Source organism: Enterococcus saigonensis (assembly GCF_011397115.1).
Lineage (GTDB): Bacteria > Bacillota > Bacilli > Lactobacillales > Enterococcaceae > Enterococcus_C > Enterococcus_C saigonensis.
In genome coordinates this window covers 1683200-1698609 of sequence record NZ_AP022822.1, presented here as the reverse complement: position 1 = coordinate 1698609, position 15410 = coordinate 1683200, and the positions used below count along the sequence as shown (strand labels likewise).

The following is a 15410-nucleotide window of genomic DNA, read 5'->3' as shown; positions in this document are numbered from 1 at the left end:
AAAAGTATGACAATATTGTGTAAATTGTGACGAAAGAAGGAAATATTGTTTAAATTCTGACAATTTGTTTGTTTTTTAATTCGTTGTATGCTACATTAATTGCGGACAGAAACGAGGTGCAAAACGATGGCATTGGACTGGACACAAGAATTTTTACGCTACTTGCAGTTTGAACGGGGGTATTCGCAATTAACGACGGCGGCCTACCAGGAAGATTTGCAAGATTTTAGTGAGTTCTTAAAAGAAAGTGGCGATAGTGATTTCATTAAGATTGACCATCGCGATGTACGGGTTTATCTGAGTTTTTTGAATGAACAAAAATACAGTCGCAATTCTATCAGCCGCAAAATTGCTAGCCTGCGTTCTTTTTATCAGTATCTACTAAAACAAGAAGTTATAGAAGAAAACCCTTTTTCATATATTCATTTGAAAAAACAAAATAGTAAATTGCCTCGTTTTTTTTATGAAAAGGAAATGGCAGCGCTCTTTCAAGCAGCTAAAGGGGATAAACCGTTAGAACTTCGTAATCGTGCTCTATTGGAAACCATCTATGGATCAGGGTTGCGAGTTAGCGAGTGTGCTGGTTTAACGTTGGATGCTATTGATTGGCAAGGGGAAGTTTTACTAATTCATGGGAAAGGTGGTAAAGATCGCTATGTTCCTTTTGGTTCTTATGCGCAAATTGCATTACAGGAATATTTGACTCTTGCTAGACCACTTTTAGTAAAAAAAGTGCCAGAACATCCTTTTGTCTTTGTAAATCAAAGAGGCAGTGCTATAACAAGCCGAGGCATTGAGTATGTTTTTACTCAACTCATCAAAAAAAGTAGTTTAGACAGTAAAATTCATCCTCATATGTTGCGCCATACATTTGCTACTCATCTGTTAAATAATGGAGCGGATATGCGAACTGTCCAAGAATTACTCGGACACGCTAATTTATCGTCAACACAAATATATGCTCATGTTACAAAGGAGAGTTTACAAAATAATTATCGTAAATTTCATCCGCGGGCGCATGAATAGGTTAATTCAGAGTTTAGGAGGAAGACAATGGAATCACAATTTCATTCCACCACAATTTGTGCAGTGGAAAAAGATGGCAAGTTTGCTATGGCTGGAGACGGTCAAGTTACAATGGGAGAACAAGTGGTTATGAAAGGTACAGCCCGCAAAGTTCGACGTATTTATAATGGTGAAGTAGTGGTTGGCTTTGCTGGGAGTGTAGCAGATGCATTTACTTTGGAAGAAAAATTTGAAGCAAAACTAAATGAATATAATGGTAATTTACAACGTGCTGCCGTTGAACTGGCCCAAGAATGGCGAACACAACAATCTATGCAAAAATTAGAAGCAATGTTAATTGTGATGAACAAAGAAGAGATGTTATTAGTTTCTGGAACAGGTGAAGTTATTACGCCTGATGATGGTATTTTGGCAATTGGTTCAGGTGGAAATTATGCTTTGGCTGCAGCGCGGGCAATGAAAAAGTACAATACAACTGAAATGACAGCAAAAGAAATCGCAGAAAATGCATTGAACATTGCAGCAGATATTTGCATATTTACCAATCACAATATTATTGTGGAAGAAATGTAGTGAGGGATTTTTATGAATGAAATGACAAAATCACCACGTCAAATCGTGGCAGAATTAGATCAATATATCGTAGGACAACAAGAAGCAAAAAAATCAGTTGCAGTTGCATTGCGTAATCGCTATCGTAGATTGCAATTAGATGAAGACATGCAACAAGATGTGACACCCAAGAATATTTTATTAATAGGTCCAACTGGTGTTGGGAAAACAGAAATTGCGCGGCGTTTGGCCAAAATTGTTCAGGCACCTTTTGTTAAAGTAGAGGCAACCAAGTTTACGGAAGTTGGCTATGTGGGTCGTGACGTGGAATCGATGGTTCGTGACTTGGTAGAAAATGCGATTCAGATTGTCAAAAAAGAGCAATACAGCCGCGTGTATACGCGTGCAGTCAAAAAAGCTAATCGTCGTTTGGTTAAGGTTTTGGTCCCTGGTATAAAAAAAGAACAGAAAAAATCAACTAATCCTTACGAACAAATGATGAATATTTTTAATACACAACAAGAAGAGCCAAAAGAAGAATTAACCGAAGAAATTAAGACCAATCGACAAGCAATTTTCGATCAATTGGAACGTGGCGTTTTAGATAATCGTGAAGTTACAATTGAAATTGATGAACCTAAAACAAAAGGTCCAATGATGAATAACGGGTTAGAGCAGATGGGAATTGATTTGAACGAAACTTTAGATGCTTTGAAGCCGCAAAAAAAAGTTGAACGGACCGTCACCGTTAAAGAAGCACGCGAACTTTTGGTACAAGAAGAATCGGCTAAATTAGTTAATGATGCGGATATTCACAGCGAAGCTATCAGACTGGCACAAGCAAACGGAATCATTTTTATTGATGAATTTGATAAGATTACTTCTCGCTCACAGCAATCGGGGGAAGTTTCAAGAGAAGGTGTCCAACGGGATATTTTACCGATTGTAGAAGGTTCTCAAGTAAATACTAAATATGGAACTATTCAGACTGATCATATTTTATTTATCGCTTCTGGGGCTTTTCATGTTGCAAAACCAAGCGATCTTATTCCAGAACTACAAGGACGCTTTCCTATTCGAGTAGAGTTGGATGATTTAACTGCAGCTGACTTTATCAAAATTTTAACAGAACCAAATAATTCTTTGATCAAGCAATATATCGCATTGCTAGGTACGGAAAATATTAAAGTAATCTTTACTAAAGAGGCAATTGAAAAAATTGCGCAAATTGCTTTTGATGTGAACCGTGACACTGATAATATCGGAGCTAGACGCTTGCACACGATTTTGGAAAAGTTGTTGGAAGATTTGTTGTTTGAAGCTCCTGATATGCAAATGGGCGAGATAACAATTACTGCCGCTTATGTGGAAGAAAAACTGGATGCAATTGTTGAAAATCAAGATTTAAGTCGCTACATTTTGTAAACATAGGAAGGAAAATGAAAAAGATGACAACTTTATTAGACAAAACTCGCCGTATCAATCAATTATTACAGCAAAAGAATACTTTTGATATGACTTTGGATCTGCCTTATAACAATATGGCGTTGATTTTAGGGGATATTTTAGACAGTAACGCCTATATTATTAGTAGTGAAGGTGTCTTGTTGGGTTTCAATGAAAAACATGATGTTAATAATGATCGTGTGAAAAATATGTTTGAAGAAAAACAATTTCCGCAAATTTATACTGAAATGGTGGATCATCTGACTAAAACAGAAGCCAACATTCCAATTTCTTCTGATATGACAGCATTTCCTGTGGAACAACGAGGAAAATATCCGAATGGTTTAACGACGGTAGTCCCAATTTTTGGTGCTGGTGAACGTTTGGGCACTATTATTTTAGCTCGGATGGATGCGGCTTTTAATGAGGATGATTTAGTTTTAGCCGAATATGGTGCAACGGTAGTTGGGATGCAGTTCTTGTATCAAAAATCTCGTGACATTGAAGCAGATGTTAGAAGTGCAACTGCTGTTCAAATGGCAATTAGTACCCTTTCTTACAGTGAGTTAAAAGCAGTACAAGCTATTTTTGCTGCTTTAGAAGGAGACGAAGGGCGATTAACTGCCTCGAGTATTGCTGATGAAATTGGAATCACACGTTCAGTGATTGTAAATGCGCTACGAAAGCTAGAATCAGCTGGAATTATTGAATCCCGTTCTTTAGGGATGAAGGGCACGTATTTACGTGTTTTAAATAAACGTTTCAAAGAAGAGTTGGATAAACATAATCACTAAGCAATTATGGAGTATGGTGTGCAGCAAAAAGGAAATGATAAACTAGGAGGTGCCGTAAATGACGGTTACAATTGAAAATGATCAGCTAAAAGCTCAGATTTCCTTACATGGAGCCGAGCTACAAAGTTTAGTTAGTAAAGCCAATAGTTTGGAATATATTTGGCAAGCAGATCCTAAGTACTGGGGAAAACATGCACCTGTTTTATTTCCTATTGTAGGTGCTTTAAAAGAAGATAGCTACCGCTATAAAGGCCAAACGTATCACTTACCTAAACATGGTTTTGCTCGCAATATGGATTTTGAACTTTTAGAAGAATCCGGTGATACTGCTAGTTTTATTTTGTCCGCAACGCCTGAAACTAAAGCAGTTTTTCCTTTTAACTTTGAACTAATTATTCGCTATGAACTAGGCGGTGATGGTTTGACGGTGAAATATGAAGTGGAAAATTTGGATGAAGAAGAAATGTTCTTTTCAATTGGAGGGCACCCAGCCTTCAATGTTCCTTTAGCAGAAGGATTGAGTTTTGAAGACTATTATTTAGCTTTTTCTCCACGTAAATCGCGGTTAAATTTGCCTCTTGATGGGAACTATATCAATTTAGAACAGCGTACACTTGGACAGACCAATACAAATTTAGCGTTAACACATGATATGTTTAAAAATGATGCGGTTATCTTTGAAACAAAAGGGTTAAATGCAATTTCTATTTGTAGTGAAAAATCCCCGCATAGTGTCACGTTAAGTTATAAAGATATGCCGTATGTTGGGATTTGGTCACCTTATCCAACGGAGTCGCCTTTTGTTTGTATTGAACCATGGTGCGGTATCGCGGATACAACGGAGTCTACCGGAGAACTTATTGAGAAATTAGGAATTCAACAACTTGCTGGTCGAGAAAAATTTAGTACAAAATATGCAATTACTGTAAAATAAAATTAAAAGACCACTAAAAGACTTTAGTCTTTTAGTGGTCTTTTTGAAATTGACAATAAGATTAATGAGGTTGGACTTATTTTTTTTGGCGATTTAAGCCAAATGGAATTCGACTTTCTGTGCCATTTTTTATGCGTTTGATGTTGTCACGGTGACGATAAAAAATAAATAGTGTAAGACCAGTTGCAATGATTGTTAAAAGCCAGTTGTGCTCAGGTAAAACTGATGGCCAAACTGTTGGTAAAATAACTGTAGACAACGTAATTAAAACTGCCGCAATCATACTTGTTAAACTCACCATACTGGTGATAAAAAGACAAATAACAAAAATTGTTGCAGAGTAAATAAAGAAGATAGGACTATAGCCTAGTAACATTCCGGCACTTGTCGCCACGGCTTTTCCACCTTTAAAACCGGCAAAAATCGGGAAAGTATGACCTAAAATGGCACAAACGCCAAACCATAGCGGGTTAATATTTGTAATATGAAATATGGCTGGCAACAATGTGGCGAATGTTCCTTTCAAAATATCCATTAATAAAACAATAGTTCCAGCCGGTTTTCCTAAAACACGAAATGTATTGGTAGTACCAGTATTGCCACTTCCAAATTGTCGGATATCTTTGTGGTAGAAAATTTTTCCAATCCAGACACCAGAAGGAATAGATCCTAATAAGTAGGCGATTATCATTAAAATAATTACTTTCATAAATAACCTCAATTCTTCAAACTAGCGTAATTTTAGCATGAAAAAAAAACAGGAACAACTCTTTGCTAATATTTCTTTAATAGGATATAGTCTAGATGGTCAATAATCAAACTTGATAAGTTAAGGAGTGGTAGTATGTTTCAAAATCCTAGCCAAGAAAAAATATTTCAATTTTTAAAAGAAGCAAAAACGATTGCGGTAGTTGGATTGAGTCCAAAGGAAGATCGTACAAGTTTTCAAATCGCACGACTATTACAAAACCATGGCTATCGGATTATTCCAGTAAATCCACAATATGCAGGAAGTGAAATTCTAGGCGAGACAGTTTATTCAGACTTAGTGAGTGTTCCAGAAAAAATTGACATCGTGGATATCTTCCGTCGCAGCGAGTTTTTACCGGAAGTAGCAGCAGACTTTTTAAAAACTGATGCTAAAGTTTACTGGGCCCAATTGGGTTTAGAAAGTGAACAAGCTTTTGAAATGTTACAGGCAGCAAATCGGGGTAATGTGATTATGAATCGTTGTATCAAAATTGAGTTAAACAAAATGGAAGCATACTAAATTTAATAAAAGTTCACTAAGCAAACTTGAAAGCTACTTGAGCAACATAAGAGTTTGCTTATTTTTTTGTCTTAAGGGTAGATTTAATCTACGTAAATAACTAGTGTTTATGAAAATAATCCTTAGGTAAAAGTGTTTTTATTATTAGTTGGGATTGCATTTACAAGTTTTTTTCTTTAAAATAATCAAGAACGTATGTTTGTTTTTTCTTTTCAGTTTGAAGGGTGTCTTTGTTCTTACTTATTTAATACTTTTTTTCACAGGTTTTTTAGAGTAAGATAGAAGGAGCGCTTTTGAATTGCGTTAAAATAGTGTAGTATAACAGGGCTTGTCCCATTACTTTTATCAAAGGAGCGTTTGCTTTGGCAAAAAAAACAACTGAGTATAATGACGCCTCCATTCAAGTCTTGGAAGGACTTGAGGCTGTCAGAAAACGACCAGGAATGTATATCGGCTCGACGGATAGTCGTGGATTACATCATTTAGTTTACGAAATTGTCGATAATTCTGTCGATGAGGCTTTATCTGGTTTTGGTAATGAAATAGATGTCACAATTAGTCAAGATAACAGTATTACAGTTAGTGATAACGGTCGCGGTATGCCTGTTGGGATGCATGCTTCTGGCATTCCAACTGTGGAAGTTATTTTTACTGTCCTTCACGCGGGTGGGAAATTTGGACAAGGAGGGTATAAAACTTCTGGAGGCCTTCATGGTGTAGGAGCAAGTGTGGTAAATGCTTTATCAAAATGGCTTACTGTAACGATTGTCCGTGATGGAATTGCTTATGAAGAAAAATTTAAAGACGGCGGCAAACCGCAAGGAACATTGAAAAAAATTGGAAAAACGAAAAAGAAGAACGGTACTACTGTCACTTTTTTACCGGATGATACCATTTTTTCAACAATTAAGTTTTCTTATGAAACATTAGCTGAGCGCCTGCGGGAATCTGCCTTTTTATTACGTGGCGTCAAAATTACATTGACGGACTTACGTGGTGAAGAGCCAGTATCAGAAGTTTTTCATTTTGAAGAAGGTATCAAAGAATTTGTTGCTTACCTTAACGAGGAAAAAGACACCCTAACACCAGTGATTTACTTTAATGGGGAAAAAGATGGCATTGAAGTAGAAATTGCGATGCAATATAACGATGGCTATTCAGAAAATATTTTATCTTTTGTTAATAATGTCCGCACAAAAGATGGCGGCACACATGAAGCTGGTATGAAAGCTTCCTTAACAAAAGCTTTTAATGAATATGCGCGTAAAGTAAATCTATTAAAAGAAAAAGATCGTAATCTGGAAGGAAGCGATTTTCGTGAGGGATTAGCTGCCGTACTTTCAATTCGAGTTCCAGAAAACTTATTACAGTTTGAAGGACAAACAAAAGAAAAACTAGGGACTCCAAGTGCAAGAAATGCAGTTGATGGTGTTTTAGGCGAGCAGCTTGGTTTTTATTTGCAAGAAAATAGCGAAATGAGCCAAATGTTAGTTCGTAAAGCTATTAAAGCTCGTGAGGCTCGCGAAGCAGCCCGTAAAGCTCGCGAAGAGAGTCGTACCGGTAAAAAACGTAAAAAAGGTGAATCATTACTTTCAGGGAAATTAACACCAGCTCAATCACGAAACCCTCAGAAAAATGAATTATATTTGGTCGAAGGGGATTCTGCCGGTGGTTCTGCCAAGCAAGGACGCGATCGCAAGTTCCAAGCAATCTTGCCACTGCGAGGAAAAGTAATTAATACCGAAAAAGCCAAACTACAAGATATTTTGAAAAATGAAGAAATTAACACCATGATTTACACGATTGGTGCGGGTGTGGGGCCAGAATTTGCTATTGAAGATTGTAATTACGACAAAGTGATTATTATGACAGATGCGGATACGGATGGTGCCCATATCCAAGTGTTGCTTTTAACTTTCTTTTATCGTTATATGAAACCATTAATTGAAGCTGGAAAAGTCTATATTGCGTTACCTCCTCTTTATAAAGTTTCAAAAGGTATCGGTAAAAAAGCGGTGACTGAATACGCTTGGACCGATGAAGAATTACAACAAGTTATTCAAAAAGTTGGAAAAGGTTATATGTTGCAACGTTACAAAGGGTTAGGAGAAATGAATGCCGAACAATTGTGGGAAACCACCATGGATCCTGAAACTCGTACGTTAATTCGCGTGCGAATTGACGATGCGGCCCAAGCAGAACGACGTGTTACGACATTAATGGGCGATAAAGTTGAACCAAGGCGTAAGTGGATTGAAAGTCACGTTCAATTTTCATTAGAAGAAGATGGCAGCATTTTAGAAAAAAAAGCGGATGAAGAAGTATCTAGCAGTGAAATTTTTGAGGAAGAAAAAGCACACGCAAAAAATGCCGATGGTAGCAAAGATAACTTTGCAGAAATCAGCTTATTTGAAGAATAGGAGGTGGCAAAGTGGAACACAATCATAATATTCAAGAATTAACACTTGAGGAAGTCATGGGCGACCGCTTTGGCCGCTATTCAAAATATATTATTCAAGAACGCGCTTTGCCAGATATAAGAGACGGTTTAAAACCGGTACAACGTCGAATCTTATATGCGATGAATAAAGATGGTAATACTTATGAAAAAGCATTTCGTAAGTCAGCAAAGTCTGTGGGGAATATTATGGGAAATTACCATCCTCACGGAGACAGCAGTATTTATGAAGCTATGGTTCGGATGAGTCAAGATTGGAAATTACGAGCTATTTTAATTGAGATGCATGGAAATAACGGAAGTATGGATGGAGATCCTCCTGCAGCAATGCGTTATACAGAAGCTCGTTTATCACAGTTGAGCGGTGAGTTGCTAAAAGATATTGAAAAAGAAACAGTGGATATGGTTTGGAATTTTGATGACACGGAAAAGGAACCGACTGTTTTACCAGCAAAATTCCCCAATCTTTTAGTAAATGGCTCAACTGGAATTTCTGCTGGTTATGCAACAGAAATTCCAACTCATAATCTAGCTGAAGTAATTAATGGTACGATTTATTTAATTGATCATCCTCATGCAAGCTTAGACAAATTAATGGAATTTATTCCAGGTCCGGATTTCCCAACTGGCGGAATTTTACAAGGAAAAGCCGAGCTAAAGAAGGCCTATGAAACTGGTAAGGGAAAAGTAATCCTCCGTTCCCAAACTGAGATTGAAAAAATCAAAGGCAATAAAGAGCAGATTGTGGTAACTGAAATTCCTTATGAAGTAAATAAAGCTACTTTAGTAAAGAAAATCGACGAAATTCGTTTGGCAAAAAAAATCGACGGGATTGCTGAAGTTCGAGATGAAACAGATAGAACTGGGCTGCGAATCGTAGTAGAGTTGAAAAAAGATGCCAATGCTGAGGGTATTTTGAATTATTTATTTAAGAATACGGAATTGCAGATTAATTACAATTTTAATATGGTAGCCATTGATGAAATGCGGCCCAAGCAGGTTGGGTTAGTCACAATTTTACAAAGTTATGTCAAACATCGGAGAGATGTTGTAATAAAACGTAGTCGCTTTGAATTGGATAAAGCACAAAAACGCCAGCATATCGTTGATGGCTTAATGAAGGCATTATCAATTTTAGATGAAGTTATTGCTACAATTCGTGGTAGTAAAGATAAAAAAGATGCCAAAAATAATTTAATTGTGGTGCATGGTTTTACTGAAGCGCAGGCAGAAGCAATTGTCAATTTACAATTGTATCGTTTAACCAATACAGATATTACGCAATTACAACAAGAAGCGAAAGAATTAGCTGCTTATATTGCTGAATTAGAAAGAATTTTGAATGATGAAGCAGAGCTTTTGAAGGTGATAAAAAATGAGTTGAAAGAAGTTAAAAAGCAATACGGACAGTCCCGGTTGACGCAAATCGAAGCTGAAATTGAAGAGTTGAAAATTGAAACAGAAGTTTTAGTTGCACAAGAAGATGTTATCGTTTCTGTTACCCATGATGGGTATATTAAACGTAGTAGTTTGCGTTCTTATGCTGCCTCTAAGCCAGAGGAGATAGGAATGAAAGATGGTGATTTTGTATTATACACAGGTGAAGTCAATACACTAGATCACCTACTCTTAATTACCAATAAAGGAAATGTCATTTATCGTCCTGTTCACGAATTACCAGATTTACGTTGGAAAGAAATCGGTGAACATATTTCACAAACTATGTTGAATATGGCCGTAGATGAAGCGATTATCGCTGTTTACTCCTATAAACAACTTGATCCTGCTAAAAACTTTGTAGTGATAACGAAAAATGGTTTCATTAAGCAAACAAAAATGACAGAATTTGAACCGTGGCGAACTTATAAGAGCCGTCCATTAGCTATTGTTAAATTTAAAGATCCTGATGATGTTGTAACAGATATCTTTTTAGTAGATGAAGCAGACATGTTAGATGTTTTTCTAGTAAGTCACCGAGGTTTTGGTTTGCGTTATCCACTAAGTGAGGTCCCTGTGGTTGGACCAAAAGCAGCCGGAGTAAAATCAATTAACTTAAAAGCTGATGACTATGTGGTTAATGGGCTATTAGTGTATCCAAATGGCGATAATCCGGTTGTTATTGTTACTCAAAGAGGAGCTGTCAAACGAATGTTGGCTCAAGAATTAAATCAATTAGGACGAGCAAAGCGAGGATTAATGGTCTTAAGAGAACTAAAAAATAATCCGCATCGAATTGTTTATATGGGAGATGGACTAGACCAGACGTTATTATTAACCAATCAAAAGGGTCAACAAACTGAAGTAAATGTTAATACTTTTAATATTTCTGATCGGACCTCAAATGGATCTTTTGTTATAGACGAAAAAAATGGGGGTCAAGTGATTGATGTACAGGTAATTAAACAGCCGATTATTGTCAAAAACTAAACTGTTATAATAGTTGTGTTTTAAAAGCATTTCTGTATTAATACAGAAATGCTTTTTTGTGAGCATGAAGTATAATGAAAGGGCTTGTTTATCAAAAAAATAAGATAATTTTGAAAGAGCAAAATGCTAATATAGTAAGCTTTTTAAGCGGTTTTATAAGATAACAGTGTAAATAGTTCACCTACACACAAGAAAATGCTTGCAAAGTCAAAGTGATGTGTTATACTGTGTTCGTAAAGCTGTTACATAAGCATAGCTAATTTTTAAGGAGGGTCCATTCAATGGAACAATGGAACGGATTTAAAGGCAAAGCTTGGCAAAATGAAGTAAACGTACGTGATTTTATCCAAGCAAACTACACACAATTTGACGGCACTGATGAATTTCTAGCAGGTCCTACAGAAGCTACCACTAAACTTTGGGATCAAGTAATGGAATTAAACAAACAAGAACGCGACAACGGTGGCGTTTTAGACATGGACACAAAAGTGGTTTCTACAATCACTTCTCATGGCCCAGGTTATTTAAATAAAGACTTAGAAACAGTAGTTGGTTTCCAAACAGATAAACCATTCAAGCGGGGTTTACAACCTTTTGGTGGAATCCGGATGTCAGAACAAGCCGCTGAAGAATACGGTTTTGAAATTGATCCTGAAATTTCACATATCTTCCGTGACTATCGTAAAACCCATAACCAAGGTGTATTTGACGCTTATACGCCTGAAATGCGTGCTGCCCGTCGTTCTGGTGTCATCACAGGTTTACCAGATGCATACGGTCGTGGACGTATCATCGGTGACTACCGTCGTGTAGCATTATACGGGGTAGACTTCTTAATTAAAGAAAAACAAAAAGATTTAGCGAATTGTGGCAACGGTACAATGTCAGAAGACATTATCCGTCAACGAGAAGAATTAAGTGAACAAATTCGTGCTTTAGCAGAATTAAAAGAACTAGGCAACATTTACGGTTTTGATATTTCACAACCTGCGACAAACGCAAAAGAAGCTTTCCAATGGTTATACCTTGGTTACTTAGCAGCTATTAAAGAACAAAATGGTGCGGCAATGTCACTTGGCCGGACATCTACTTTCTTAGATATTTATGTGGAACGCGATTTACAAAACGGCGTTTTGACAGAAGAAGAAGCACAAGAAATTGTCGATCATTTCGTAATGAAATTGCGTCTTGTAAAATTTGCTCGAACACCTGAATACAACGCGCTATTTTCTGGTGACCCAACTTGGGTAACCGAATCAATTGGTGGTGTAGGAGAAGATGGTCGCCATATGGTAACTAAAAACAGCTTCCGTTTCTTACACACATTATCAAACTTAGGGCCTGCGCCAGAACCAAACTTGACTGTTTTATGGTCTACTCGTTTACCACACAATTTTAAAACTTTCTGTGCGAAAATGAGTATCCAAACATCAGCGATTCAATATGAAAACGATGATGTTATGCGTCCACATTGGGGCGATGACTACGGAATTGCTTGTTGTGTATCTGCTATGCGGATTGGGAAACAAATGCAATTCTTCGGTGCCCGTGCAAACTTGGCTAAAACATTGTTATACGCAATCAACGGTGGGGTAGACGAAAAATCAAAAGCCCAAGTTGGACCAAAATATCAACCGATTACATCTGAATACTTGGAATATGACGAAGTATTGACAAAATATGATGCCATGATGGATTGGATTACAGAATTGTATCTAAATACATTAAACATCATTCACTACATGCATGATAAATATTCCTACGAGCGAATTGAAATGGCCTTACAAGATACTGATATCTTACGGACAATGGCAACAGGGATCGCTGGGTTCTCAGTAGCTGTGGACTCTTTATCAGCTATTAAATATGCCAAAGTAAAAACAGTTCGTGATGAAAATGGGATCGTAGAAGATTACGTTATTGAAGGCGACTATCCAAAATATGGAAACAACGATGATCGGGTAGATGAAATCGCTGTGAACTTATTGAAGACCTTCATGACAAAAGTGAAACGTAACAAAACATACCGTGATGCAAAACATACAACTTCTATTCTTACCATTACATCAAACGTGGTTTATGGGAAGAAAACAGGGAATACACCAGACGGTCGTCGTGCTGGCCAACCATTTGCGCCAGGTGCAAACCCAATGCACGGTCGCGACACGCATGGTGCGCTAGCAAGCTTATCTTCTGTAGCGAAAATTCCTTACGACTATTCATTAGATGGTATTTCAAATACATTCTCTATTGTGCCAAAAGCATTAGGTCGTGACGAAGCAACGCAAGAAGAAAACTTGGCAACAATGTTAGACGGTTATGCAACAAAAGGTGGTCACCACTTAAATATTAACGTCTTCAATCGCGATACATTATTAGATGCACAAGCACATCCAGAAAAATACCCACAATTAACTATTCGGGTATCTGGTTATGCCGTAAACTTCATCAAGTTAACGAAAGAACAACAAGATGACGTAATTGCGCGGACAATGCACGAATCTATGTAAGGTTAAATTCAAAAGCAATACCAGGTGGCGGATGGGAAACTATCCGCTGCTTTTGTTTTAGAGTATTTTTTCCAAAAAACATTTCAAGGATTTCATTTACGAAAGGAAGTCATCGACATGACTGTGACAGGTCGTATTCATTCAACTGAAAGTTTTGGTTCCGTTGATGGACCAGGCATTCGTTTTATTGTTTTTACCCAAGGCTGTAGAATGCGGTGTGAATTTTGCCATAATCCCGATACTTGGAAAATAGGAAGTGGGACAGAGCGTACAGCAGACGATGTTTTAGAAGAAGCATTAAAGTATCAAGAATTTTGGGGTGAAAAAGGCGGGATCACTGTAAGCGGTGGGGAACCGTTGTTGCAAATTGATTTTCTTATTGATTTATTCAAAAAAGCAAAAGCTGCAGGGGTGCATACAACAATTGATACCTGTGGCCAACCGTTTACAAGAGAAGAACCTTTCTTTTCAAAATTCAATACCTTAATGACATACACCGATTTATTACTGTTTGATATTAAACATATCGACAATGATGCCCATAAAAAACTAACGAAACAAGCCAATACGCCTATTTTAGAGATGGCTAAGTATTTATCGGAAATACAAAAACCCGTATGGATTCGTCATGTTTTGGTTCCGCATCGTAGCGATTACGACGAATATCTGATACGCTTGGATAGTTTTATTAAGACCTTGGAAAATGTCGATAAGGTTGAAATTCTACCTTATCACACCATGGGCAAATACAAGTGGCAAGAATTGGGCTTAAAATATCCGCTGGAAGGAATTGAGCCCCCAACTGAGACCCGAGTCAAAAATGCAAAAGAATTGTTGCATACTGATGAATACACGAAGTACTTAACACGTTAAAAATTGACAGGAAAGATGCGTTTATGATTGAATCTTTCCTGTTTTTTGCTATCATAAAGAGGAATGTAAAACCTATGTTTATTAAAGGAGTGTCACATATGTCGAAAATTTTAGTTTTTGGTCATCAAAATCCAGATACTGATGCAATTGGTGCAGCAATTGCTTTTGCTTACTTGCAAAATACATTACGGGAGGAAGATGTTGAAGCAGTTGCGTTAGGTACACCAAGTGAAGAAACTCAGTATGCTTTGGATCATTTTGGTTTAAAAGCTCCTCGTGTCATTTCAACTGTAAAAGATGAAACAACAAATGTAATGTTGGTTGATCACAATGAATTCCAACAAAGTGCGGCAGATATCGCAGAAGCAAATATATTAGCTGTTGTCGATCATCATCGTATTGCCAACTTTGAAACGGCCAATCCATTGTACTATCGGGCAGAACCGGTTGGATGTACTAGTACAATTATTTTGAAACTATATAAAGAAGAACAAGTAGCAATCCCCGAACCAATTGCTGGAATTATGCTTTCTGCAATTATTTCGGATACATTGCTATTCAAATCACCAACTTGTACGCCAGCTGATATTGTTGCAGCTAAAGAACTTGCAGAAATTTGTGAAACAGATTATCAAGCATACGGATTGGAAATGTTAAAAGCTGGTACAAATTTAAGTGATAAACCTGCCAGTGTTTTGTTGGACCTTGATGCGAAAAGTTTTCCAATGGGAGAGAAAAATATCCGTATTGGACAAATTAACACCGTTGATTTAAAAGAAGTTTTTGATCGACAAGCAGAATTAGAAGCAGCAATGGTAGTTGAAAATGAAAAACATGGTTATGATTTATTTGTCTTAATTGTTACAAATATTTTGGATAGTGATTCTGAGCTATTGGTTGTAGGCGAATCCAAAGAAAAGGTAGAAGCAGCTTTTAATATTTCGCTGGAAAATAATCGTGCATTACTAAAAGGTGTGGTTTCCCGTAAGAAACAAGTTGTGCCACAGTTGACAGCAGCTTTTTCTTAAAATAGTAAATTATTAGAAATGATACTCGAACAATAGTGACCTCATCGTTATCTTAGGGGATAAAACGATGAGATACTAGTTCGAGTATTTCT

At 37.0% G+C, this 15410-nt stretch carries 12 protein-coding genes; 11 read left to right on the top strand and 1 reads right to left on the bottom strand.

The window, feature by feature from the left end:
* Positions 1–126 precede the first annotated feature (126 nt).
* From xerC to EsVE80_RS07950, 5 genes are read left to right on the top strand one after another with little or no spacing between them, the layout of a single operon-like run.
* Complete coding sequence (xerC, locus tag EsVE80_RS07970) at positions 127–1026, top strand: tyrosine recombinase XerC (RefSeq protein WP_173103250.1); 900 nt, start codon at positions 127–129, stop codon at positions 1024–1026.
* Positions 1027–1053: 27 nt separating this feature from the next.
* A complete protein-coding gene (hslV, locus tag EsVE80_RS07965) occupies positions 1054–1599 on the top strand; it encodes an ATP-dependent protease subunit HslV (RefSeq protein WP_173103249.1) in 546 nt (181 codons plus the stop codon).
* 12 nt (positions 1600–1611) lie between these two features.
* A complete protein-coding gene (hslU, locus tag EsVE80_RS07960; protein WP_173103248.1) occupies positions 1612–3003 on the top strand; it encodes an ATP-dependent protease ATPase subunit HslU in 1392 nt (463 codons plus the stop codon).
* Positions 3004–3026: 23 nt separating this feature from the next.
* The gene (gene codY, locus EsVE80_RS07955) at positions 3027–3818 is read left to right on the top strand and encodes a GTP-sensing pleiotropic transcriptional regulator CodY (protein WP_173104161.1); all 792 of its coding nucleotides are present in this window, start codon (positions 3027–3029) and stop codon (positions 3816–3818) included.
* 58 nt (positions 3819–3876) lie between these two features.
* The gene (locus EsVE80_RS07950; protein ID WP_173103247.1) at positions 3877–4752 is read left to right on the top strand and encodes an aldose 1-epimerase family protein; all 876 of its coding nucleotides are present in this window, start codon (positions 3877–3879) and stop codon (positions 4750–4752) included.
* A gap of 76 nt (positions 4753–4828) precedes the next feature.
* Here EsVE80_RS07950 and plsY read toward each other — a convergent pair whose 3' ends face one another.
* On the bottom strand, positions 4829–5461 hold the full coding sequence (plsY, locus tag EsVE80_RS07945; protein WP_173103246.1) for a glycerol-3-phosphate 1-O-acyltransferase PlsY: 633 nt from the start codon (positions 5459–5461) through the stop codon (positions 4829–4831).
* A 135-nt stretch (positions 5462–5596) separates the two neighbouring features.
* On the opposite strand from plsY, the gene EsVE80_RS07940 reads away from it, so the two are divergent.
* The 6 genes from EsVE80_RS07940 to EsVE80_RS07915 all read left to right on the top strand — a co-directional run bounded on the left by EsVE80_RS07940 (position 5597) and on the right by EsVE80_RS07915 (position 15318).
* The gene (locus EsVE80_RS07940; protein ID WP_173103245.1) at positions 5597–6022 is read left to right on the top strand and encodes a CoA-binding protein; all 426 of its coding nucleotides are present in this window, start codon (positions 5597–5599) and stop codon (positions 6020–6022) included.
* A gap of 362 nt (positions 6023–6384) precedes the next feature.
* Positions 6385–8442: a DNA topoisomerase IV subunit B gene (gene parE, locus EsVE80_RS07935; protein ID WP_173103244.1), complete on the top strand. Its 2058-nt coding sequence runs from the start codon at positions 6385–6387 to the stop codon at positions 8440–8442.
* 11 nt (positions 8443–8453) lie between these two features.
* Positions 8454–10907, top strand: a complete 2454-nt coding sequence (gene parC / locus EsVE80_RS07930; RefSeq protein ID WP_173103243.1) for a DNA topoisomerase IV subunit A — start codon at positions 8454–8456, stop codon at positions 10905–10907.
* Positions 10908–11188: 281 nt separating this feature from the next.
* Positions 11189–13417 (top strand): formate C-acetyltransferase, encoded by a 2229-nt coding sequence (pflB, locus tag EsVE80_RS07925; RefSeq protein ID WP_173103242.1) that lies wholly within the window; start codon positions 11189–11191, stop codon positions 13415–13417.
* Positions 13418–13534: 117 nt separating this feature from the next.
* Positions 13535–14290 (top strand): pyruvate formate-lyase-activating protein, encoded by a 756-nt coding sequence (gene pflA, locus EsVE80_RS07920; RefSeq protein WP_173104160.1) that lies wholly within the window; start codon positions 13535–13537, stop codon positions 14288–14290.
* 98 nt (positions 14291–14388) lie between these two features.
* Entirely contained in the window at positions 14389–15318 is a 930-nt protein-coding gene (locus tag EsVE80_RS07915; RefSeq protein ID WP_173103241.1) for a manganese-dependent inorganic pyrophosphatase, read from the top strand.
* Positions 15319–15410: the final 92 nt, after the last annotated feature.